This is a genomic window from Thalassospira sp. TSL5-1 (genome assembly GCF_001907695.1).
Classification (GTDB): domain Bacteria; phylum Pseudomonadota; class Alphaproteobacteria; order Rhodospirillales; family Thalassospiraceae; genus Thalassospira.
On record NZ_KV880637.1, the window covers coordinates 1,666,259 to 1,690,622 of the forward strand.

At 52.5% G+C, this 24,364-nt stretch carries 21 protein-coding genes and 1 tRNA gene; 10 read left to right on the forward strand and 12 right to left on the reverse strand.

What is annotated here, in order from left to right; all coding sequences use genetic code 11:
* Positions 1-10: 10 nt before the first annotated feature.
* From LF95_RS07830 to LF95_RS07870, 9 genes are all read right to left on the reverse strand, one after another.
* Complete coding sequence (locus LF95_RS07830; protein WP_083607562.1) at positions 11-676, reverse strand: DsbA family oxidoreductase; 666 nt, start codon at positions 674-676, stop codon at positions 11-13.
* Between the two features lie 30 nt (positions 677-706).
* A complete protein-coding gene (locus tag LF95_RS07835) occupies positions 707-1,927 on the reverse strand; it encodes a phosphopentomutase (protein WP_073954408.1) in 1,221 nt (406 codons plus the stop codon).
* Positions 1,928-2,006: 79 nt separating this feature from the next.
* On the reverse strand, positions 2,007-2,843 hold the full coding sequence (gene deoC / locus LF95_RS07840; protein ID WP_083607610.1) for a deoxyribose-phosphate aldolase: 837 nt from the start codon (positions 2,841-2,843) through the stop codon (positions 2,007-2,009).
* 178 nt (positions 2,844-3,021) lie between these two features.
* Entirely contained in the window at positions 3,022-4,161 is a 1,140-nt protein-coding gene (locus LF95_RS07845; protein WP_073954409.1) for a succinylglutamate desuccinylase/aspartoacylase family protein, read from the reverse strand.
* Between the two features lie 60 nt (positions 4,162-4,221).
* Complete coding sequence (locus tag LF95_RS07850) at positions 4,222-6,414, reverse strand: methyl-accepting chemotaxis protein (RefSeq protein WP_073954410.1); 2,193 nt, start codon at positions 6,412-6,414, stop codon at positions 4,222-4,224.
* 72 nt (positions 6,415-6,486) lie between these two features.
* Positions 6,487-7,233 (reverse strand): ABC transporter permease, encoded by a 747-nt coding sequence (locus tag LF95_RS07855; RefSeq protein WP_073954932.1) that lies wholly within the window; start codon positions 7,231-7,233, stop codon positions 6,487-6,489.
* Between the two features lie 2 nt (positions 7,234-7,235).
* Positions 7,236-7,928 (reverse strand): ABC transporter permease, encoded by a 693-nt coding sequence (locus LF95_RS07860; RefSeq protein ID WP_073954411.1) that lies wholly within the window; start codon positions 7,926-7,928, stop codon positions 7,236-7,238.
* Between the two features lie 88 nt (positions 7,929-8,016).
* A complete protein-coding gene (locus LF95_RS07865) occupies positions 8,017-8,814 on the reverse strand; it encodes a lysine/arginine/ornithine ABC transporter substrate-binding protein (protein WP_073954412.1) in 798 nt (265 codons plus the stop codon).
* A gap of 85 nt (positions 8,815-8,899) precedes the next feature.
* Positions 8,900-9,673, reverse strand: coding sequence for an ABC transporter ATP-binding protein (locus tag LF95_RS07870; RefSeq protein ID WP_073954413.1), 774 nt, complete (start codon positions 9,671-9,673; stop codon positions 8,900-8,902).
* 415 nt (positions 9,674-10,088) lie between these two features.
* Here LF95_RS07870 and LF95_RS07875 point away from each other — a divergent pair, with 415 nt between their 5' ends.
* Positions 10,089-10,379, forward strand: coding sequence for a hypothetical protein (locus LF95_RS07875; RefSeq protein WP_073954414.1), 291 nt, complete (start codon positions 10,089-10,091; stop codon positions 10,377-10,379).
* Positions 10,380-10,521: 142 nt separating this feature from the next.
* On the opposite strand, the gene LF95_RS07880 is transcribed toward LF95_RS07875, so the two are convergent.
* Positions 10,522-10,611: transfer RNA gene (locus LF95_RS07880), tRNA-Ser, on the reverse strand.
* 224 nt (positions 10,612-10,835) lie between these two features.
* Here LF95_RS07880 and LF95_RS07885 point away from each other — a divergent pair.
* The 9 genes from LF95_RS07885 (at position 10,836) to LF95_RS07925 (ending at position 20,053) form a co-directional block, all read left to right on the forward strand.
* On the forward strand, positions 10,836-11,594 hold the full coding sequence (locus LF95_RS07885) for a YdcF family protein (RefSeq protein WP_168173672.1): 759 nt from the start codon (positions 10,836-10,838) through the stop codon (positions 11,592-11,594).
* Between the two features lie 59 nt (positions 11,595-11,653).
* Positions 11,654-12,661 carry a lytic murein transglycosylase gene (locus LF95_RS07890; protein ID WP_073954416.1) on the forward strand — a complete coding sequence of 336 codons (1,008 nt, stop codon included), beginning with the start codon at positions 11,654-11,656 and terminating at the stop codon, positions 12,659-12,661.
* A 38-nt stretch (positions 12,662-12,699) separates the two neighbouring features.
* Entirely contained in the window at positions 12,700-13,764 is a 1,065-nt protein-coding gene (locus LF95_RS07895) for a septal ring lytic transglycosylase RlpA family protein (RefSeq protein ID WP_083607563.1), read from the forward strand.
* A 127-nt stretch (positions 13,765-13,891) separates the two neighbouring features.
* Entirely contained in the window at positions 13,892-15,067 is a 1,176-nt protein-coding gene (locus LF95_RS07900) for a D-alanyl-D-alanine carboxypeptidase family protein (RefSeq protein ID WP_073954418.1), read from the forward strand.
* Positions 15,064-15,720, forward strand: a complete 657-nt coding sequence (gene tmk / locus LF95_RS07905) for a dTMP kinase (RefSeq protein WP_073954419.1) — start codon at positions 15,064-15,066, stop codon at positions 15,718-15,720. Before LF95_RS07900 ends, tmk begins: the two co-directional genes overlap by 4 nt.
* Entirely contained in the window at positions 15,717-16,820 is a 1,104-nt protein-coding gene (locus LF95_RS07910) for a DNA polymerase III subunit delta' (protein WP_073954420.1), read from the forward strand. Before tmk ends, LF95_RS07910 begins: the two co-directional genes overlap by 4 nt.
* Positions 16,821-16,905: 85 nt before the next feature.
* Positions 16,906-18,471, forward strand: coding sequence for a methionine--tRNA ligase (gene metG, locus LF95_RS07915; RefSeq protein WP_073954421.1), 1,566 nt, complete (start codon positions 16,906-16,908; stop codon positions 18,469-18,471).
* On the forward strand, positions 18,468-19,286 hold the full coding sequence (locus LF95_RS07920; RefSeq protein ID WP_073954422.1) for a TatD family hydrolase: 819 nt from the start codon (positions 18,468-18,470) through the stop codon (positions 19,284-19,286). Before metG ends, LF95_RS07920 begins: the two co-directional genes overlap by 4 nt.
* Complete coding sequence (locus tag LF95_RS07925; RefSeq protein WP_073954423.1) at positions 19,283-20,053, forward strand: MBL fold metallo-hydrolase; 771 nt, start codon at positions 19,283-19,285, stop codon at positions 20,051-20,053. The genes LF95_RS07920 and LF95_RS07925 overlap by 4 nt, the downstream gene beginning before the upstream one ends.
* A 24-nt stretch (positions 20,054-20,077) precedes the next feature.
* Here the strand turns inward: LF95_RS07925 and LF95_RS07930 are convergent, their stop codons facing one another.
* Entirely contained in the window at positions 20,078-21,034 is a 957-nt protein-coding gene (locus LF95_RS07930; protein WP_073954424.1) for an ABC transporter transmembrane domain-containing protein, read from the reverse strand.
* 135 nt (positions 21,035-21,169) lie between these two features.
* Entirely contained in the window at positions 21,170-24,361 is a 3,192-nt protein-coding gene (locus LF95_RS07935; protein ID WP_073954425.1) for an efflux RND transporter permease subunit, read from the reverse strand.
* Positions 24,362-24,364 lie beyond the last annotated feature (3 nt).

Below are 24,364 nucleotides of genomic sequence, written 5' to 3' on the forward strand. Positions count from 1 at the left end.
CTGCGGGGAGTTATTGCAACATCAGGCTGTCTTCCTGGCGTGCCAGGCGGATCATGCGTTGTAAAATAGCCGGTTCCTGTGCGCCTGAAAGGGCATGGCGGCCATTAAACAAAAAACAGGGCACGCCACTGACACCCAATTGGTGGGCCAGGCGGCTTTCCTGCATAATGAATTCATGGTCCATATCGCCATGCAGATAATCAATGATCTCGCTGCGGTCTGCACCATGAGAAACCGCGATTTCGACAAGAATATTGCGATCTCCGATATCCTGGCCGTTCAAAAAATAGGCGGCAAAAATATCCTCTATCAAATCGCTGCCAATCGCGGGATTTTCGGCGCACATTTTATAAATCAGCCGATGGGATTGTCTTGAATCCGGGGTTACGCGAATGGCATCAAAATCAAAATCGATACCAACACTGGCACCGGCGGCGGCGATGGATTTATAAACGCGGTTCGCACTGTCCATGCCGCCGAATTTGGTGGATAAGTACCATTGCCGGTCAACGCCGCCTTCGGGAATATCGGGATTGAGCAAAAACGGCCGCCATTGAACGGCAAAGCCGGAAAGGTCTTCTTTTTTAAGGGCCTTTTCCAACCGTTTTTTGCCGATATAACACCACGGACATACAGTATCGACAATCGCTTCGATGCGCATGGCGGAAAGCTGCATGACCGTGATCCTTTCTTTTAAATACCAGCCTTAACCGTGCAGGAAAGACGTGCCGTGATCAAGCTTAACCCCAAGGTGATCCGCAACGGTTTGACCAATATCGGCAAAGGTATCGCGTCCGCCAATCGGGCCGGGCGCAATGGCCGGGCCAAATGCCAGAATGGGCACCACTTCGCGGGTATGGTCATTGCCCCGCCAGGTTGGATCACAGCCATGATCGGCCGTAATAATCACCAGATCGCCGGGTTTTAATGCTGCCCGCAATTCGGGCAGGCGGGCGTCAAATTCTTCTAGCGCGTTGGCATAGCCTGGCACATCGCGGCGATGACCAAACTCCATGTCAAAATCAACCAGATTGGTGAAAACCAGGCTGTTATCGGGGGCTTGCGCAATTTCACCCATCATGGCGTCAAACAACGCCATGTTGCCCGCCGCCTTGACCTTTTTGCTGATCCCGCGCTGGGCATAAATATCGGCGATTTTACCCACCGAAATCACCGTGCCACCCGCCTTGGTAAAAATATCCAGCAAGGTGGGGTGGGGCGGCGGTACTGCAAGGTCACGACGGTTGGCCGTGCGTTTGAAATCCGCCGGTGACGAGCCAACAAAAGGCCGGGCAATAACACGACCAATATTGTAAGGCTCCACCAAAGTGAACGCGGTTTCACAAACCTCCATCAAACGGTCGAGGCCGAAATGTTCCTCGTGAGCGGCAATCTGAAACACGCTATCGGCCGAGGTATAACAAATCGGTTTGCCGGTCCGGATATGTTCTTCGCCAAGACGGGCAATGATTTCGGTGCCTGATGCGTGGCAATTGCCCAGAATACCGGGAATGCCGGTTCGTTTGATCAATTCGTCGGTGAGCTCTGCCGGGAAGGTCGGGACTTCGGCGGGGAAATAGCCCCAGTCAAAATCCACCGGGACACCGGCAATTTCCCAATGGCCGCTGGGCGTGTCCTTGCCGCGCGAAACTTCGCGGGCAAAGCCATAGGCCCCGATGATGGCGCCACCATGTTCCAACCCCGGCGGCAGATGCCCGTTTACATCGCGCGCGGCCTCGCCAAGGCCAAGGGCCGTCATGTTCGGCACATTAAGTGGACCCTTGCGAAAATCGGTATCAGCCTGACCCCTGGCACAAAGTTCGGCGATATGGCCGAGGGTATCGGAACCGGCATCGCCAAATTTTGCGGCATCCGGCGCGGCACCAATTCCAAAACTGTCGGCAACGATCAAAATGGCGCGTGCCATGTAAAATCCTTTCGTGGTCGTCACAAAGGGCAGGGACCAAGTTTACCCGCCTGTCATGGCCCAAAGATAGGCATTAATATCAATAGCTGCCAGCATCGTTTGCCGGGGTTTCACCATTGTCAAAACCGCATGTCTTTAACAGATCCGTCAGCACACTGCTGGCACCAAAGCGGAACGTCGACGGGCACGCCCAGTCCGGTCCCATCATATCGTCTGCAATTGCCAGATAAAGGGCAGCATCCTGCGTATTGCGTACCCCGCCCGATGCCTTGAAACCACAATCCAGGTTTTGTTCGGCCTTGGCATCGCGGATAGCGGCCATCATGGCAACGGCAGCTTCGGGCGTTGCGCCTGTGGCAACTTTGCCGGTCGAGGTTTTGACAAAATGGGCACCGTTGGAAATGGCAAGCCGTGCTGCATCATAAATCGCCTGGGCATCAGGATATTCACCGGTTTCAAGAATAACCTTCAATGTCAGAATGGGGCCACAGGCCTGACGGGTGGCGGCAATAACCTCGGCCGTGGTATCATGATCCCCGGCAAGAAATGCGCGATAGGGCATGACAAGGTCAATTTCGTCGGCACCGGCGGCAACAGCGTTGGCCGTTTCATCTGCAACACGTTGGGCGGTTTCATCGCCTTTGGGAAAATTAACGACCGTTGCGGTTTTTATCCCGCTTTTGCCCAGTGTTTTCCAGGCTGTTTCAATAAAGGGAGCATAAATGCAAACAGCGGCAGTATGGCCCGCAGGGGTTTGGGCTTTATGGCACAGGGCCTCGATTTTCTCGGCAGTGTCATCATCATTCAGGCTGGTCAGATCCAGAACAGAAATCGCCCGTTTGGCTGTTTCCTGATTGGCAATTGATTTTTTGTGTGCGTTTTCAATTATTTCTGGAATGGTATTTATGTCGAACATTATCATTGCCTCAAATAACCAGGTCGTTCCGTCGCCCTTATCGTCGCTGTTTGATCCATTCGGCTTTAGGGCGTCTCCCATCACGTTATACCGGATACTGCGTAAGGTTTCATAACCGAAAAAGGCCCGGCATCGATTAAATGCGCGGGCCTTTATTCACTATGTTTGCGGATATCGTTTATCGGGCGGTCAGCAAATTGCCGCTTTTACCAGCCAGAATTTCAGCCCCGGCAATAGAGCATAACAGCCCGCCAGGCACCACCAGGCGTCCGCCGACGCGGGCATACATGAACCCATCGGTACGGCTGCTAAACGGTGTTTTTTCGCCGGTTTCAGTATCAAGAACATATCCCAGTTCCTGACCTGCTTTAACATGGTTACCGGGTTTGGCAGAAAATACAATCACCCCGCCATGTGTTGCGGTAACGCGGTCTACACCTGCAAGCGGTGTTGCATCGCATTTTGCTGCCGGAAGCGGGCCGGGATCGCCGGCAATAACTTTACGGCGTTGCAGGAACCGGAACAGATTGGCCGCATCCTCGGCGGCGTAATGGTCATAAACATCCTGTTCGCCGCGCAATTCGATGGTGGTGGCCAATGTTGCCATCGGAATGGGATATGTATCGCCAAATTTGCGGCGTAGCTCCACCCAGGGGCGGCTAAAGGCTTCGTCGAACGGATTATCACCGGATTCCTCGGCGATCAGGCAGGCACCGGCCCCCAATTGCGCACTCAAATCCGCTGCATCAGGCCAGCTTGAATCGCTGGTATAAATGTGCATGGCGGCTTCCCAGTCGCAATGCAGATCCAGCACCAGATCGGCATCAATTGCCAGTTCTGCCAGCGAAAAACGCAAATCCTGCAAATCGGTCAAGGGACCGGAGGTCACCCGGCGTTCCTTGATCAGGCGGCGCAGTTCAGCCCGGATCAGGGCAATATTCTCGTCGGCATTCTGGCCCAGCTTACCCTCAACTATGGCAAGAAGTTCGTCACATAAATCGGGATAATGCCGGTTGAAGTTTTGCCCGGTACGCATTTCAAAGCGGCCCAGCGGTTTCATGTCCACATATTGCGTGAAACCGATCGGGTTGGCAAAGGGGACAACAACGACTTCACCCGTGATGTCACCTGTTGCTTCGGCATCTGCCAGCAGCTTTTCAAGATGGTGAAGCACCAGGACGCCCGGCAGTTCGTCGGCATGCAGGGCTGCCTGGAGATAGGCCTTGGGGCCTTTGCCCGGCGTACCGTAGGTGCGAACGGTCAGGGCACGTTGGGTGCCCATTTGGGGGCGAAGAAGCTCAATGCGCTTTTGCTGCATTTCATACCTTTGAATTTGTTGTCTCTGTCGGTGGCGCCGACGGATGGGGGTTTAACATATTCAGTCCCGGCGAACACCCGAAAGAAACCCGTCAACGGCAGCTTTCAGGGAAATGCCCTGCTGACTTAGTTCGTCGGAAACGCGGGTGACTTCCCGCGATGCCAGGTCAGATTCTTCCGATGCCTTGGCAACGCCGTCAATCGAAGAAATAACCGATTGTGTCCCATTGGCGGCCGAATTGGCACTTTGCGAAATTTCTGCCGTGGCACTGCCTTGCTGTTCGATGGCGGCCGAGATGCTGGCTGTCAGGGTGCTCAGCTCACTGATCGTCCGGGTGATGGTTTCGATTGCCTTGACGGCTTCGACGGTTTCACCCTGAACTTCGGCGATCTGACGGCCGATTTCCTCGGTGGCCCGGGCTGTTTGCGAGGACAGGTTTTTAACCTCGCCCGCCACAACGGCAAATCCCTTGCCCGCATCCCCGGCACGGGCGGCCTCGATGGTGGCATTCAGGGCCAGAAGGTTAGTCTGTTCGGCAATTCCGCTGATCAGGGCAACAATTTCGCCAATCTTGTTAACGGACTGATCCAGATCCTGGATTTTGCTATTGGCAGCCTGTGCCTCGCTAACGGCTTCTTCGGATTTGGTCAGGGCCGTTGCTGAATTGCGGCCAATTTCATCAATCGAGGAAGAAAGCTCGGTCGTGGCTGTTGATACGGTCGTTACGTCATTTGAGGCACTTTGCGAATGCCCCAGGGCATCACTGCCAAGGTTTCTTGTTCGTTCGGCAGCCGTTTTCATCGATTGCCCAGCGTGATCAAGATGGCCCATAGAGGCATTGAGTTTTGTCAGAATATCGGTGATTTCATCTTCAAACTGTTCGGTAAGGCGTTGAAGTCGCTGGCTATACTCAAGCTGCTGGGCTTTCTTTTCTTCTTCCTGGCGCCGCATGTTGCGCCGTTCCTGGATATTGTTTTTGAAAATAGCCAGTGCACGGGCAAATTCGCCGATTTCATCGGTGCGATCCGTCGAGGGAATTTCAGCCGTCAGGTCATCATCGGCAAGGCGCATCATGGTGGCCCGAACATCGTCAAGCTGGCGAATGACACGGCGAACAATAAACTGGCCGACAAGCCCGATCACCAGCAGAATTGCAATGGCCCGCATGATCATGGAATTGCGCAGATCAGCGACAGGCGCCATAATTTCACTGACCCGTGCTTCGGCGATCATGGCCCAGGTGTTGGTGCCATATTGAATGGGCTTGTAAGCCGCAACCTTTTCGACATTTTGATCATCCTGATAGGTCATTACACCACTATTGCCAGCCAGTGCTGCGTCAACCGGTGCTGTCGCATGAAGGGCGGTCAATACTGCCTGCGAACGTTCGTCGCCTCCTGTCATCTGACGATCAACCGTGCGTAAAAGCTTATCGGGGCCCACAAGATAAATAGAGCCGGTTTCACCCAATCCGGCGGGATCGGCGGTGACTTCGCTGATTTCCGTAACCGGTTGCTCAACAACCAGATAACCACGGACATCGCCCTTGTCTGCCACAATCGGGGCAACGACAAAACGCGAAATCAGATTGGGAACATTGCGAACAAAATCGCCAAAGGCAACCGGTGTGTTGGCGGGATCGGCCATCACCCCCTTAATGAGGGTCGCCAACGCCGGATACGGAAAATTACCATTGCTAATGTTTTGGGCAAATTCATCGCGTTTATTGACGGAATAAATCACATCACCGCTTAAGGATACCAGCATAAGGGAACGGTAATGGCGTTCGTTTGCAATTGCTCTTAGATCAACGTGGAAACGGTTGTGATAGCGGGTATAAGGCGTGCGCTCTTCGGGCTTGGTCAGTTCGGCGCGTTTGTCTGCCGGGTTCGGATTTTCATCAATAAACAGACGACGCAGGTTTTTGGCACCTCCGTCGCCCTCTAGGGCCCAACCAGATGCAAAACTGTCATTGGCTTCCTTGATCTGCAAACTGTTGGCAAGGCGTTCTACCGACTGGTTTTCAACATTCAGCAAACGGTTAAGTGTTGACGTCCTGGCGTCAAGCAAGGCCGTTAGTTTTTCGGCTGAAAGAGTACGAATGTCTTTTGAAGCCAGCCAGTAATCGGCGGCGCCAAGCACCAGAATGGAAATCAGGGAACTGATGGCAACAAGCAACGGCAGCTTGACGGCCAGACGCATATTTTTCTTACGCGAATGGGTCGCAAGGCCAGCGGCGGATGAACGCGGCATGGTGGGCGAAAACCTTTAAAATTGCGACCGGCGGCAGGACACCGGTCGCACGTAATGGAAAACCAGATCAGGTCAGGCCTGGATGTCCGTTTTGATGGGTTGTTTTTTGTTTGCCTGACGAACTTCATTGCGGCGCAGATATTTCTCCACACCTTTGAAACCAAAGGTCAGCACATAGACGATGACCAAATAGATAAACCCGGCGGAAATAAAAGCCTCATAGGGCAGGGCGGTACGCGCGACAATTTTACGCGCGGCACCTGTCAATTCCATCATGGTGACGGTGGAGGCCAGAGACGTTGCCTTGAGCGTAAAAATGACGTCATTGGTATAGGCAGGCCAGATGATCTGCCACATACGCGGGAAAATGATCCGGCGGTAGGTGGTAACGGGTGTCATACCGCAGGCACGGGCGGCTTCAATTTCACCGCTGGGAACGTTGTTGATGCCGCCGCGCATGATTTCAGCGACATAGGCCGCCGTGTTAAGCACAAAGGTTAGCAGGCAATACCAGTAGGGATCCCGCAGATAGGTCCATGTCCAGCTGTCCTGAATGCCATCAATATTGGCAATCAGCTGCCCAACGCCATAATACATCATGAAAAGCTGCGCCAGCAGCGGTGTGCCGCGAAATACATAGATAAAGCTGAAAGGCACGGCCTGCACCCAGACCTTTTTGGAGGTGCGGGCGATGGCCAGAGGAATGGCAAGCAGGCTACCGAAAATCACCGATATGACCAGAAGCTGAAGCGTGAGTCCCAAACCCTGGATCAGCCAGCCATGATATTTATCGAGAACATAAATCAGATCTTCAAACATGATCATGCCCTCGCAATACCACGGGAAGCCCGCTTTTCAAGATAATGGAAAGCAATCAGCGATACCGTGGTAAAGGCCAAAAACATCAACATTGCCGTTAAATAAAAGGTGAAAGGTGCCTTTTCAGTCCCGGCACCAATTGCGGCCATGCGCAAAATCTCCTCAAGGCCAACAACCGAAATCAGCGCGGTATCCTTGATCAGAACCTGAAACAAATTGTTTAGCCCTGGCAGGGCAAAGCGCCAAAGCTGCGGCAGCTTGATGCGGTAAAATATTTGTGTGGGCGTCATGCCGCAGGCAATTGCCGCCTCGATCTGGCCCTTGGGAATGGCCAGCATGGCTGCGCGGAACACTTCGGATGCAAAAGCCCCCTGAACCAGTGCCAGGGCGGCAACACCAGACCAGAACGCCGGAATGTCAACGCGGGCGGACTCACCACTGATCAATTCAGCGATTTTTTGAACCGCAATCGTGCCGCCAAAATAGATAAGTAAAATGACCAAAAGTTCGGGAATGCCCCGGATAATAACCGTATAGCTTTCGCCAATCAGGCGCAGAACTTTATAGCGCGACAATTTTGCCGACGCTCCCAGCAGGCCAATAATAATCATAAAGGGCAGGACGGTCAGGCATAATTTGATGGTGACAAGCCCACCATCAAGCATCTGGTCGCCACGCCCGTATAAATCAAACATGTTTTCTCTCGCAAGCCTTGATGCCGGTTAGAAAAAGGACCGGCAATAAGGGAAGGGCGACACCAGAGTGCCGCCCTTTTCCGGTCAATCACCGCGGATGCAGGTTGATATTCGGGAAATATTTCTTGTTCAGTTTTTCATAGGAGCCGTTGCCCAGCATTTCAGCCAGAGCCTTGTTGAACATTTCTTTCAGGTCCTGGTCTTCTTTGCGCAGACCAATGCCAACGCCTTCACCAAACCATTCAGACGGCGCAAATGTATCGGAAACGAAGCTGTAGCCCTTGCCTGCATCCGATTCTACCCATTTAACCAAAACGCCGGAATCAGCCAGGGTTGCATCAATACGGCCAGCCGTCAGGTCAAGCAGAGCGTTATCCTGGGTGTCATACATGCGGATTTCGGCATTCGGGAAGTTGTCTTCCAGGAAGTTTGCATGCGTCGTGGAACGCTGAACACCAATGACCATGCCATCAAGTGCGTCTTCCATAACCTTGCCGTCTTTATAGGCTTCGATTTTCATGCCATCTTTGCCAACAAAAACTGCCGGTGTAATGCAGTAATAGTTGGTGAAATCGATGGAACGCTTGCGTTCTTCAGTAATCGACATCTGGGCAATGATGGCATCATATTTTTTTGCCAGAAGGCCCGGAATAATGCCGTCCCAGTCCTGGGCGACGATTTCGCATTCAACGCCAGCAGTTTTGCAAAGCTCTTTGGTGAAATCGACATCAAAACCCTGAAGGTTTCCGTCTTTGTCGATGAAGTTGAACGGAGGATAGGCACCTTCCGTTGCAACGACGACTTTTTCCCAGGCGGCACTTGCGGCAGATGCGCTAAGTGCAATACCGACAGCTGCAGCCGCAGCAGCCTTAATCCAGTTCTTCATTCATAGTCTCCCTTGTTGTAACGGAAAGGCAACTTATGCTGCATCTTCCCTGTCCGGTCTGCCACCGCCAACCGGTATATCCAGATCAGAAATCGCGCTGAAGAAATTGTTTCATGCGTTCCGATTTTGGATTCTCGAAAACCTCTTTCGGGTCTCCGGATTCTTCGACAATTCCCTGATGAAGGAACATGACCTTGTTTGATACCCCTTTGGCAAAGCCCATTTCGTGGGTTACCACCAGCATGGTACGGCCTTCCTCCGCAAGATCTGTCATTACCTTGAGAACTTCGCCAACCAGTTCCGGGTCGAGTGCCGAGGTCGGTTCGTCAAACAGCATGACTTCGGGTTCGATCGCAAGCGCCCGGGCAATGGCAGCACGCTGCTGTTGGCCCCCGGAAATATGACCGGGATAATAATCGCGGCGTTCATACATGCCGACCTTGTGCAACAGGGCATCGGCACGTTCTATTGCCTGTTTGCGCGGTACACCCAAAACATGCACCGGCGCCTCAATCACATTTTGCAAAATGGTAAGGTGGCTCCAGAGATTGAAGCTCTGGAAAACCATTGCCAGCTTGGTGCGGATACGCTGAAGCTGTTTTTTGTCGGCAGGTTCCTGGCCTCCATCGGCCAATGCGCGCATCTTGATCAATTCGCCATGTACATAGACATGGCCTGAATCGGGTGTTTCAAGAAGATTTATGCAGCGCAGGAAGGTACTTTTACCGGACCCCGATGAGCCAATAATGGAAATGACATCTCCGGTATTGGCAGTCAGATCAATGCCTTTGAGCACTTCGTGATCACCAAAATTCTTGTGCATCCCCTCGACTTTAAGGGCGGGTGTTGCTGTGCTCATAACGATAAAAAGAGCCCCCTGTTGGTATTTGTCAGCGTGTCTAGGACATCTGGATACAGAGAAACGTCAATTGAATAGCCATTTGATGATTCCCCCGAATATCATTGTGCCCACCAATAATGGCGCGTGATGGGACCGTATTTCTACTGATTTTTTACATATCTATGAACAAAAAGCGCTAACCAGTCAGATATGATGCCTGTTTTTTCAATTTCTGGCAAAGATTCTGCCGCCAGAGTTGTTTTTGCGCAATAAAGTGTCTGCCTAGATTGAGGGCAATGCAAATCCCTGATTAAACTGTAACCAGAATCCGCTTTTAAAAGATTCGCGTTAAGGCTTGGCTAAACACCTTCCTTGGCTTGGGAAGGCCTCAGGAATATCTAGGTATAGATTTAGCGCGCTGTAGGGGAACGAAATGGGAAATATTCTTAAGGCTATTGCCGTAATTGAATTTTTTGCAGCCATTTTCTGGGCTGCGAAAATTGCAGAATTCGGCCAAAAAACAGATCATTGCAAAGCAATCTCGGATATTCTTGTCAGAATGCAATGCGAAGACCTCGTAAAAAATACGTCCGCAGGCTCAGATATTACCGCGATCTATATCATTGCTGGCGGCATTGTTGCGGCTCTCGTTTTCTTCGCCCTTGGGCATATGCTAATTTTGGTAGAACAAATTCACAAACGAACATTTGAGGGCACGAAATAGGCCGTTGCAAGACAAGAGATAAGGAGGTTGAGTATCCCATTTTCGGCTGCTTCCAGGCGGCTCAAACCGGAAAATCCGTCAAGAAACACCACATAAGCAATTGAAATTGTTGATTTTTATTTTTGAATTGCTTTTGGGAAAATGGCGGAGAGACAGGGATTCGAACCCTGGGTACCCGTAAAGGCACGCCGGTTTTCAAGACCGGTGCATTCAACCACTCTGCCATCTCTCCGCAATGTGGTCGTTTCTGGTGCGGCCATTCAATAAGGGCAGGGGGGCGCGCTGTCAATATCTGTTATTCGGTTATTGCACGATAAAATTTAACTTATTTTTGCCGATGCGAGAGGACAGCCGTGCGGGTATTCCTGTATCCAAAAGGGCGGGGCGAGGGAGAAGGTCAGAGTGTTTTTTGTTTTTTCAAAGATTGCGACATTTTTTATTCTAATGGGAAATCTGGTGACGCTCGGTTTTGGCGTGGCGTTGCTGATGCTGCTGTTTCGCAAATCCCGCAAGCTGGGGCATCATTTACTGGTCGTGATCGCTGTTTGTTGTGTTTTTGTCTCGCTTATCCCGGTTGGAGAAATAGGGGTGCGCATACTGGAAGACCGCTTTCCCAAGCCATCGTTTGAAAATATTGCCACACAGGATATTGCCGGTGTGATCGTTCTGGCCGGTGCGGTTGATGGTGATCAATATGTCGGGCGTGACCAGGTGGAATATAACGCGGCGGCAGACAGAGTTTTGGAAATGCTGGCCCTGGCGCGGCAATTACCAAAACTGCCGGTCATTTTTACGGGCGGCGATAATGTAATCAATACCCGCAAGTTTAGTGAGGCCATTGCCGTGCGCAATGATTTGGACCGCCGCAAACTGGACCGCGACAATATTTTTTACGAAGAAAAATCCCGCAACACAGCCGAAAACGCGGCCTATAGCCACCAGATGATTGCTGAAAAATGGCCGGGAAAAGCTGATGGAACCTGGATTTTGGTGACATCGGCCCGGCATATGCCCCGGGCAATGGGGGTGTTTCGGCGTTACGACTGGTCAATCATTGCCTGGCCGGTAGATTATATTGCAAGGCCGCAGCGCCATTTAACAGATATTAACGTCTCACATTCTATCAAGATGCTGGAAGATGCGTTGAAAGAGTTTGTCGGGCTAACGGCCTATTATTGGACCGGGCGGACAACGACGTGGTTTCCGGCACCGTAAGAACGGTTCGTTAAATTCAAAACCGATTAATTCTGAGATATAAGGACAGGGCAATTACCATGAAAATTCGGACATTCGGAACTGTTGCCACACTTCTTGGTGCGCTTCTGGCAGCGAGCCCGGTTGTGGCTGCGCCCGCAGATGCCCCATTGCCCGCCTTTACGACGGAAGGCTTTGATAGCTGGCTGGCTGATTTTAAAACCGAGGCCCTGAAAGATGGTATTTCGCAAAAAACGCTGGATGCCGCCTTTGCCAATACCCAACCGATCCCGCGCGTGATTGAGCTTGATCGCAGCCAGCCGGAATTTAAGCTGACATTCGAACAATATATGCAGCGCGTTGTGCCGCAGTCCCGCATTGATGAGGGCCGCAAGAAATTTGCCGAGAACCGCGATATTCTGGAAGCTGCCGCCAAAAAATACGGTGTGCCAGCCCATTACCTGGCAGCATTTTGGGGCATTGAAACCGGATATGGCAGACATACGGGCGGCTTTTCGGTGATTGATTCGCTGGCAACCCTGGCCTTTGAAGGGCGCCGGGCTGAATATTTCCGCGGTGAATTGATGAAGGCGTTAAAGATCATTGATGCCGGGCATATTTCGGCTGATGCCATGGAAGGATCCTGGGCCGGTGCAATGGGGCAGGCGCAGTTCATGCCGTCCACCTTTATGGCCTACGCCACCGATGGCAATGGCGACGGAAAAATCAATCTTTGGACTCAGAAAGAGGATGTCTTTGCCTCTGCCGCCAATTACCTGTCGTCGGTCGGTTGGAAAGAGGATGAACGCTGGGGCCGACAAGTAATCCTGCCCAAAGGGTTTGATGCCGGCAAGGCAGGCCGCGATATCCGTAAACCCATTGCCGAATGGCAAAAAATGGGCGTACGCATGCCCAATGGTGCCGATTTGCCAAAGGCTGATATGCAGGCTGCGATTGTGCTGGTAAATGACGGGAACGGTCCTGCCTATATGGTCTACAACAATTTTAACACCATTATGCACTGGAACCGGTCGACTTATTTTGCCATTGCTGTTGGTACACTTGCCGATGCGATTGCCGGTCGTTGATCGGCCTTTAACGACCCAGAGTGACGAGGAAAAACTGGATGCCAAAATCAGCTCTTAGTCCGGCTCGCCCGTGGTGGCGCCTTGGCTGTCAGGTGACAGGAATCGCGACCATGTTGGTGATGCTGGCGGGCTGTGCGGAAACCCAGCTTGCAGTTCATGGTGTTAAACGGATAGGCGCACAAAACCAAACAAGTGCACCTACGCAAATCGGCGCTTATAAAATAGGCAAACCTTATGAAATTGGCGGGCAATGGTATTACCCGGCCGTCGATTACGAATATCGCGAAACGGGCATTGCATCCTGGTACGGCCCGAAATTTCATGGCAAATACACCGCCAATGGCGAGATTTTTGACCAGAATGAAGTTTCAGCGGCACACCGAACTTTGCCACTGCCCAGCATTGTGCGCGTGACCAATCTTGAAAATGGCCGCTCGTTAAAGGTGCGTGTTAATGATCGCGGGCCTTTTGCCCGCAGCCGCATTATCGATATGTCACGCAAGGCTGCCCAGCTTTTGGGGTTTGAAAAGCAGGGCACGGCTAAAGTGATGGTTGAGGTCCTGGAAGCCGAAAGCCAGCAGGCTGCCCTGATCGCGCAAGGCAAATCTGCAACCCCGACAACCGTGACTGCGGCCGAAAAAAGTACGGTAACGGCCGCCCCCCGGGCATCGGTAGAGACGGTTTCGCTTGATGCGCCACAAGGGAACCCGACCCCAAAAGATTTTAACGATAGCCCGCAAACCACCAAGCGGGCAAAATATCATCCTGTTTCGCCAGCTAATGATGTTGCTGTAACCGCACAGGCCAACCCGGAAGTCAATATTGCCGCCGTACCGCCCAGTGCCATTTATGTGCAGGCGGGTGCCTTTTCGGTTTATGATAATGCCCTGAACCTGCGAAACCGGCTTTTTAATCTTGCGCCAACAAAAATCGAACCCATTGATGTTAAGGGAACGACATTTTACCGCGTCCGGCTGGGGCCAATGGCGACTGTGCCCGAGGCCGATGTTTTGCTTGACCGTGTTCTGGCAACCGGGCAAACCGGGGCAAGGGTGATTGTTGAATGTGCCGGAGCAGGGGAGATGACTGCTGCCGGATGCTAATTTGATCGGGTAAAAAGGGCGCAAACGCAAGATTTGCACATTTTTGCCCGATTTACGACATAGGACGGCCCTGTTGGCCTTTGGCCAATCCTCCGGGGACGAAATAAATCAACAGGACAAGGACGTTATGAATTTACTTCCGTCAATTCCGTGCAAAGCCACATTTAGCCGGCTTCTCGCCGGGGCTGTGCTTCTGGGAACAGCGATGGCGGCTTCGGTCAGCCATGCTCAGTCGATCGAAACGATCGCACGCGAGGCGTATCTTGTTGATTATGATACCGGTACCGTCCTGTTAAACAAGAATGGCGACGATCTTGCCGAGCCGGCATCGCTGACCAAAATGATGACGATCTATATGCTGTTTGATCGTATCAAGAATGGCAGCCTGACATTGCAGGATACCTTTCACGTTAGTGAGCATGCCTGGAAAAAAGGCGGCTCGAAGATGTTTGTCGAGGTCAATTCCGATGTTTCCATCTATGATTTGATCCACGGTATTATCGTGCAGTCGGGTAATGATGCCGCCATTGTTGTTGCCGAAGGTATCGCCGGTACCGAAGATGCTTTTGCCCATGAGATGACGGAAAAGGCCCGTGAAATTGGCATGACCAAATCGGTCTTTAAAAATGCCACCGGCTGGCCTGCCGAAGGACATGTGGTTACTGCGCATGACCTTGCGACTCTGGCGCACCGCACGATCCATGATTTCCCGGAACTGTATAAATTTTATAGCGAACCTGTTTTTACCTATAACGGCATTCGTCAACATAACCGCAACCCGCTTTTGGGCACCAGTGCTGGTGTTGACGGCATGAAAACAGGTCATACCGAGGCCGCTGGTTATGGTTTGACGGCTACTGCCAAGCGTGATGGCCGTCGCCTGATTTTGGTGGTAATGGGCCTTAATTCGATGCGTGAACGCCGCACCGAGGGCCAGAAGTTGCTGGATTGGGGATTCCGCGAGTTTGACAATTACCACCTGTTTAAAAAAGGTGACGTTGTCAGTACGGCCGATGTCTGGCTGGGAGATTCCGGCAAGGTTGATCTGGTGACGGATCAGGATATTACCCTGACGATACCGCGCAAAGATCGCAAGGATATGAAGGTTTCTGTCGTTTATGAAGGTCCGATCCCGGCTCCGGTTAGTGCTGGTCAGCAGGTTGCGACCCTGAAAGTCGAAATTCCCAACCAGGATCCACAATCCTTCCCGCTTTATGCCAAAACCGGGGTTGAACGCCTTGGCCTGGTCGGCCGCATTGGTGCAGCGATCAAATATCTTGTCTGGGGGGGCAGCAACGGGTGAGCCTCCCGGACGGAATTTTTATCAGCTTTGAAGGCGGTGAGGGCAGTGGAAAATCCACCCAGATCCGCCTTCTGGAGCAATGGTTTCGCCATCGTGGCTGTGACGTCATTGTCACCCGTGAACCAGGCGGATCACCGGGTGCGGAGGAAATCCGCGCCCTTTTGCTTACCGGGGATTCCGGTCGTTGGGATGCTGTTGCCGAGGCCCTGTTGATGTTTGCGGCACGGCGCGACCATGTGGAGCGCACAATTCGCCCGGCACTGACGCGCGGGCAGGTGGTGTTATGTGACCGTTTTGCCGATTCATCGGTTGCCTATCAGGGCTATGGTCACGGGCTGGGCGCGGAATTTATTGCGCAATTGTGGCAACTCGCGATTGGCGGTTTTAAACCCGATCTGACCTTGATGATGGATTTGCCGATTGAAACCGGCCTTGCTCGTGCCTTTGCCCGCTTTGCCGATGCCAAAGCTGCCGAAGACCGGTTTGAAAAAATGGAACTCGATTTTCATCATCGCCTGCAACAGGGCTTTCGCGAAATTGCGGCAGCCGAACCTGAACGCTGCCGGGTGATTGATGCCGACGGTGACATCGAAACGGTTTCAGGGCGTGTTAATGCCGTTGTTGAGAAATTTGTCGCAGGTCGATCATTATGACAAGCGATGACAGTGCTGAAAACGGATATCCCGAACCGCGCCAGAATCATCAGCTTTTGGGCCATGACGCGGTTGAAAAGGTAATTATGGACGCCTGGAACAGCGGGCGCATGCACCATGCCTGGCTTTTGTGTGGACCGCGCGGGGTCGGGAAGGCGACGCTGGCCTATCGTATGGCGCGCTTTGTGCTGTCGCAGGGCGGTGAAAACGCAGGCGGGGGCCTGTTTAACGACAAACCAACCAGTTTGTATGTTGCGCCGGAAGACCCGGTTTTTCGTAGAATTGCAGGCGGCGGGCATGGCGACCTGAAAGTCGTCCAGCGTCTTTATGACGAAAAGAAGAAACGTCTGCAGGGCGAAATTACCGTTGATAATGTCCGCGCTGTTGGCGGTTTTATGTCAAAAACCTCGGCCGAGGGCGGCTGGCGAATTGTTATTGTTGACGCAGCAGACGAGCTTAATCGCAATGCAGCCAACGCCATTTTGAAGGTTTTGGAAGAACCGCCGTCAAATGCCATGATGATCCTTGTTGCCCATCAGCCAGGCAAGCTGTTGCCGACCATTCGGTCGCGCTGTCGCCGGTTGAATCTGGGCACGCTGGAAGATCAAACGGTAACATCGCTTCTGGCGCAATATTGCCCGGATATGGCAACGGATGACTTATATGCGCTGGCTGGCCTTGCCGATGGCAGCGTTGGCCGGGCCTTGCAATTGCACGATGTTGGCGGCCTGGAGCTTTATACCGAGCTTGTTCGTCTTATTGCCGGCTTACCGGAGCTTGACGTGGCGGCCCTGCATAAATTCGCCGAACGTTTTTCACTGGCCGATCGCGACGAAGCCTTTGTGACGGTAACGGCACTTTTGAACTGGTGGCTGGCGCGAATGATACGGTTTGCCGCAACCGGAAGTGCACCGCGCGAAGTGGTTGAAGGTGAATTGCCCGCGATGCAACGCATGGCAGCTGCGCAACCGCTTGATCAATGGCTGGAGGTATGGGAAAAGATCACCGACCTGATGTCAGCGACGCGCGGGCTTCATCTGGATCGCAAGCAGGCAATTTTGAATGCGTTTTTCCTGCTTGAAGAAACGATTAGAAGCTAGTGCTGCCGGGCTGATTTAAATATAAATGACCTGACGGCCCGCAAGGGCCGTTTTGCGTCATGCTTTAATACGAAGGATTGCGACCATGACCGGGCAAAAACCGCCCTTTTACATCACGACGCCGATCTATTATGTCAATGACAAGCCGCATATTGGCCATGCCTATACCACGCTGGCTGTTGACGTGATGGCACGTTTCAAACGGCTTGATGGCTATGATGTGATGTTCCTGACGGGAACGGACGAGCACGGTCAGAAGGTGGACGCATCGGCGGCGGCCAAGGGCATTGACCCACAGACCTTTACCGATCAGGTATCGCAGAATTTCCGCGATCTTGCCGTGCATATGAATTATTCCAACGATGATTTCATCCGCACCACCGAAGAGCGCCACAAAAAGGCCTGTCAGGCCCTGTGGAACACACTGGTGGAAAAAGGCGAGATTTATCTGGGTTCCTATGACGGCTGGTATTCGGTTCGTGACGAGGCGTTTTACGCCGAAAAGGAACTGATTGAAAAAGACGGCAAAAAACTTGCCCCGACGGGTGCGCCCGTCGAATGGGTTTCCGAACCCAGCTATTTCTTCAAGCTGTCGGAATGGGGCGACCGTCTGATTCAGTTTTACGAAGACAACCCTGATTTTATCGCACCGAATTCGCGCCGTAACGAAGTGATGAGCTTTGTGAAGGGCGGCATGCACGACCTTTCGGTCTCGCGCACCAGCTTTAAATGGGGGGTGCCGGTTCCGGGTGATGAAAAGCACGTCATGTATGTGTGGGTGGATGCGCTGACCAATTATCTGACGGCGGTTGGGTATCCCGATGTAAACCCGGACATGATGGAAAAATACTGGCCGGCGGATTTGCATATGGTAGGCAAGGATATTGCCCGTTTCCATGCGGTTTATTGGCCGGCCCTGTTGATGGCAGCAGGGATCAAGCCGCCCAAACGTGTTTTTGCACATGGCTGGTGGACCAATGAAGGCCAGAAGATTTCAAAATCGATTGGCAATGTGATTGATCCGTATGATTTAACCGCAAAATACGGCCTGGATCAGACCCGTTATTTCCTGCTGCGCGAAGTGCCGTTTGGCAATGATGGTGATTTTTCCCATCAGGCGATGGTTAACCGCATGAACAGCGAACTGGCAAACGACCTGGGCAATCTGTGCCAGCGCGTTTTGTCGATGATTGGGAAAAACTGTAATGCCAAGGTGCCGGCTGCAGGTGAATTTACCGATGCCGACAATGCCATTTTGAGCAAGGCACACGGCATGCTGGAAACCGCACGCAACCATATTGATGCCCAGGCATTTCATAAAATGATCGAAGCGATTTGGTCGCTGGTCGGCGATGCCAACCGCTATGTCGATGAAATGGCGCCCTGGGGCCTGAAAAAAACCGATCCGGCACGGATGGAAACGGTTCTTTACGTGCTGGCCGAAGTTATCCGCCATGTCGGTATTCTGGTGCAGCCTTTGATGCCGGAATCGGCGGCAAAAATTCTGGATCAGTTGGCTTTGGGAGAAGATGTTCGCGGTTTTGACAGTCTGGGTGCTGACAATGCACTGGTTGCCGGCACCGATTTGCCCAAACCGGCTGGCGTGTTTCCCCGTTATGTTGAACCTGAAACAGAAGGAGAGAAGGCATGAATGTCGCCCTTGTCGACAGCCATTGCCATCTGGACTTTCCCCAGTTTTCTGAAGATTTTGCGGGCACGATGGCGCGTGCCCGCGATGCCGGTGTTGGCATGATGGTCAGCATCGGTGTGCGATTGTCTGCCTTTGACAAGGTGCGCGAGATTGCCGGGCGGGCCGATAATATTTACTGTACGGTCGGTGTGCATCCGCATGAAGCAGGTAAAGAGGGGCTGTCGACTCCCGATATCCTGATTGAAAAGGCCCAGGACCCGAAGGTTATTGGCATTGGAGAAAGCGGGCTGGATTATTTTTACGATAATGCCCCGCGTGATGCCCAACAAGAAAGCTTTCGCGCTCATATTGCCGCCTGTCGTGAAACGCAATTGCCGTTGGTCGTTCATACACGCGATGCCGATGACGACACGATGGATATTCTTGAAGAAGAATATGCCAAAGGTGCGTTTCCCGGTGTGATCCATTGTTTCAGCTCGTCGGCCGAACTGGCCCAGAGGGCACTTAAAATCGGGTTTTACATTTCGTGTTCGGGCATTATCACGTTTAATTCCGCAACCGCCATTCGTGATGCGGTAAAGGATGTGCCGCTGGACCGGTTGCTGGTTGAAACGGATTCACCGTATCTGGCACCGGTGCCCAAACGCGGTAAAACCAACGAACCCGGATATGTGGCCCATACCGCTGCAAAACTTGCAGAAATCAAAAATGTTAGTATCGAGGAAATCGCCCGCATTACTACGGATAATTTCTTTACCCTGTTTTCCAAGGCTGATCGTTCGCTTCTGAGCAACACAGGAGCAAGCGGGCAGTGACGAAAATTACCATCCTTGGCTGCGGGTCCTCAAACGGGGTGCCTTCCGTTGGTTTGGGATGGGGGGCGTGCAACCCGGATAATCCGAAAAACCGGCGGCTGCGCAGTTCGATCCTGATCGAGGAAGCGGGCAAAAAAATCCTGGTGGATGTGGGGCCCGATTTTCGCGAACAGGCATTGGCCGCCGATATCCGGCATATTGATGCGATCCTGTTTACGCATTCACATGCCGATCATGTGCATGGCATTGATGATCTGCGCTGGATCAACGTTGCCATGCACAGTCCGATTGATATTTATGCCTCTGCCGAGACAATCCAGACCCTGGAACACCGGTTTGATTATGTGCTGCAACCGTTGGCTGAGGGGGTGGATTTTTATTATAAGCCCGTCCTCGTTCCCCATCAGATAGATGGACATATCGATATTGGCGGGGTGCCGGTAAAAGTTTTCCCGCAGGATCATGGCTTTTGTGAAAGTCTGGGCTTCCGGGTGGGCAACTTTGCCTATTCAACCGATGTGGTGAATTTGCCGGAATACTCACACCAGTTTCTCTATGACCTGGATGTCTGGGTGGTTGATTGCATGCGCTTAACGCCGCATGCAACCCATGCACATCTTGAAAAAGTAATGGGCTGGATCTCGGAATTTAAGCCCCGGCAGGTTTATTTTACGCATATGAGCATCCAGGTCGATTATGACCAGATCAATGACATAACGCCGGACCATGTGGGGCCGGCATATGATGGGTTGGTGATTGAAATTTGATTTATAATCAAAATATTACGCTGATTATTTCATCCATCGCGCAATCATTTTGTGCTGCACATTAGCCTGAGCTGCCACGCGATAATAAGACAGCATCTCGCGCATTGGATCGGATAATCGGTCAAAGCCGGAAATAAAGGCCACAACAATCCCGATGGTGGTTTGTCCTTCAATCACCATATACCCGCCGACAATCAACACAATCAGTGGTGTCACACCATTAAGGAAGTTGATAATCGCCTTCATGCCGAATTTCAGCACAAAGGTCACCATGCGGTTGCGATAAAGAATATCGATCCGGTCGGGAAGCTCCGTTTCTTCCAGGTCTGTATCTTTGTGGGGCAGGTGGGTAAGGTCGTCCCCAACCCGGCGCATGGTATTAACGCGCCGTGCAATCAGCACATTAATGCGTTTTTGAACAACCGGGACCAGCAACACCTGGGGAATAAGGGCTGCCAACCCGATTGCCGCAACAAGCGGTGCCTGGGACAACATATAGCCCAGACCAAAAATCAGCATCGCGCTGTTGACCACCGGCTGGGACATGCATTCGCCAACGAAACCACCAAGTTTGTCAATTTCGGTACCGATGATCGAAACGACTTTTCCGTCTTCTTCATGGGCACGTTCGCTTTCATTGTCCTCGTGCAACTGGCTGAGATGCAAGCGGTTATAGCGAATGGAACTTTCGCTGAGCCACCCCTGATAAAGCCGCAACAGATATTTGCAAAGCCCGTGCAGGATTAATACCGTCGCATAGGCAGCGGCAAGCTTGAGCAGCAGGTCGAGCTTGCCATCAGATATGGCATCATCTACTAACCTTCGCTGCAATTCGATGGGCAGCATATTCAGGGCAGCAACAACAACGGCCAGTAACGATACCCAAAGCTGGTGAACTCCGCTCATCCGCCAGACATAGCGCCACAAGGATGGGGCAGGCGTATCATCACCGGTTCTTTCGGGTTTACGGGGCTCGATCATGTCGAAATGCCTTTAACAAAGAAGATACGAAAACAGGATCAGAAGAATGAATTAGATTATTGAGTATGAACGAAAAAAGCTCCCGAATGATCCGGGAGCTCTAGGATGTTTTTTCACGATTGTGTGACGACCTGCTTATTCAGCCGGGTGCGAGACAATCGGAATATGTTCGTTATCATGGCCATGCTGGGTGAGAGGCCGGTTTCCGGTGAGGCGGCGCATCATTACGTAGAAAACCGGGGTTAAAAACAGACCGAAGGCCGTAACCCCGATCATGCCGGAAAATACCGCAATCCCCATTGCCTGCCGCATTTCAGCGCCTGCGCCAGTGGAAAGAACCAATGGTACAACCCCCATGATAAAGGCCATCGATGTCATCAGGATCGGACGCAGACGCAGTCGGCTGGCCTCTATCGCAGCCTGGATGGGTGTTTTACCGCCAAATTCAAGCTCGCGGGCAAATTCGACAATAAGGATCGCATTTTTTGCCGATAACCCGACCAGAACCATAAGGCCGATCTGGGTGAAAACGTTATTTTCTCCACCCGTAAGATACAGCCCGGTAAAGGCGGAAAGAAGCCCCATCGGCACGATCAGGATAATCGCGATGGGCAGTGTCAGGCTTTCATATTGCGCGGCAAGAACCAGGAAAACCAGAAGCAGAGCAATCGGAAAGACGATAACACCCGTGTTGCCAGCAAGGATTTCCTGATAGGTCAGTTCCGTCCATTCATATGAAATGCCCGGCGGCAGGGTTTCGTCGGCAATGCGTTGCAGGGCATCCTGCGCCTGACCCGATGAATAACCCGGGGCAGGATTGCCGTTAATATCGGCCGACAGAAAACCATTATAGTGCATGGCACGTTCCGGCCCGAAGGTCGGGGAAACCTTTAGCACGGCTGACAACGGCACCATGTCACCATTGGCACTGCGCACTTCAAGGTCGCCGATATTGTCTTCGTGGGCTCGATAAGGGGCATCTGCCTGTACCCGCACGCTGTATGTCCGGCCAAAAATTGTGAAATCATTGACATACATGCTGCCCAGATAGATTTGCATGGTTTGCAAAACATCACTGACCGAAACACCCAACTGACGGGCTTTGGTTCGGTCAATGTCGGCATAAAGCTGCGGAACACTAACCTGATAAGTCGAATACACACCCGCCAGTTCAGGCGTTTGATAGGCTTTGGCCAGTAATGCCTTGCGGGCATCATCCAGTGCCTTGTAGCCCAGCGAGGCACGGTCTTCGAGCTGCATTTTAAAGCCGCCCGTTGTGCCCAGCCCCTGAACCGGCGGTGGGGGAAAGATGACCGTGAAGGCCTGCGGGATAGAGGCGAATTGCTGGTTAAGTTGCCCGGCAATGGCACCGGCGCTCAGGCTCGGGTCTTTGCGTTCAGCAAAAGGTTTGAGGGTGGCAAAAACAATGCCGGAGTTTGAACTGTTGGTGAAGCCATTGATTGAAAGGCCCGGGAAAGATACTGCGTGTGCAACACCGGGATTGGCAAGAGCAATATCGCCCATCTTGCGAATGACATCGTCAGTGCGGTCCAATGTTGCGCCATCAGGCAACTGGGCAAAACCGATCAGATATTGTTTGTCCTGTGACGGAACAAAGCCACGGGGAATTTCGCGAAACAGGCCGAATGTCAAGGCAACCAGTGCCAGATACAGACCCATCATGACGGTTTTGCGGGTTACGATGCCGCCAACACTTTTGCTGTAACCATTTGATCCCTTGGTAAACACCTTGTTAAAGCCGCGAAAAAACCAGCCGAATGCCCCATCAAGGATGCGGGTTGGCAAATCGCGCGGGGCATCATGCTTTTTAAGTAACAGGGCAGAAAGGGCAGGTGACAGGGTGAGCGAGTTAATGGCAGAGATCACCGTCGAGATGGCAATCGTTAGGGCGAACTGACGATAGAACTGTCCGGTCAAACCACTAATGAAGGCCAGCGGTACGAACACCGCCACCAGCACCAGGGCGATGGCGACAATCGGTCCTGAAACCTCCCGCATGGCGCGATAGGTTGCCTGGCGCGGTGAATAGCCTAATTCGATATTGCGTTCGACGTTTTCAACAACAACGATGGCATCATCCACGACAATCCCGATGGCAAGCACCAGTCCAAACAGACTAAGCGCATTGATCGAGAAGCCAAACAGATACATCACCGCAAATGTCCCAACCACGGAAACCGGTACGGACAAAACCGGGATCAGCGATGCCCGCCATGTCTGAAGGAAGACAATTACCACCAGCACCACCAGAGCGATGGCTTCAAGCAGGGTATGAATAACCGCATCAATCGAGGCACGAACAAATTCAGTCGTGTCATAGACGATTTTGTAATCAACGCCTTCCGGCATGTAGGCTTTGACTTCCTTCATCGTCTCGCGCACATGATCGGCAATGTCGATCGCGTTGGACCCGGGAGCCGCGAAAATACCCAGGCCGACCGCATCCTTGTTGTCAAGCAGGGCGCGCAGGGAATAATCGGCGGCACCAATTTCGATGCGGGCCACATCGCGCAGCCGCGTAACAGAGCCATTGGGCCCCGAACGTACAATGATGTTGCCAAATTCCTCCGGGTCCTCCAGGCGGCCCTGGGCATTGACCGACAATTGCAGGTCAAGATCGGGGGAAGAGGGGGACGCCCCGATAACGCCGGCTGCCGCCTGAACGTTCTGATCGCGGATTTCATTGACGATATCGCTGGCCGAAAGGCCCTGTTCGGCAACCTTTTGCGGGTCCAGCCAAATGCGCATGGAATATTCGCCGCCGCCAAAGGCATTTACCTGGCCCACCCCCTGAATACGCGCAAGACGGTCCTTGATATTCAGGATGGCATAGTTACGCAGATAGTTCATATCGTACCGCCCGTTGGGCGACACCAGGTGAACCACCATCGTCAAATCTGGTGAACTTTTAATCGTTGTGACACCCAGGCGCCGGACTTCCTCAGGTAGGCGCGGTTCTGCCTGTGAAACGCGGTTTTGAACCAATTGCTGGGCTTTGTCCGGGGCTGTTCCGAGCGCAAAGGTCACGGTTAGTGTCATGACGCCATCGGTGGTCGCCTGACTGCTCATGTAAAGCATGTCTTCAACGCCGTTGATGGATTCTTCAAGCGGTGTTGCGACACTCTCCGCAATCACTTTCGGGTTGGCCCCCGGATATTGGGCCCGCACCACCACGGAAGGCGGCACGACCTCGGGATATTCTGCCACTGGCAGCAACGGGATCGAGATAATCCCTGCCAACAGGATAAGCAGTGACAGCACCGCCGCGAAGATCGGGCGATCGACAAAAAACTTTGAGATGTTCATAAA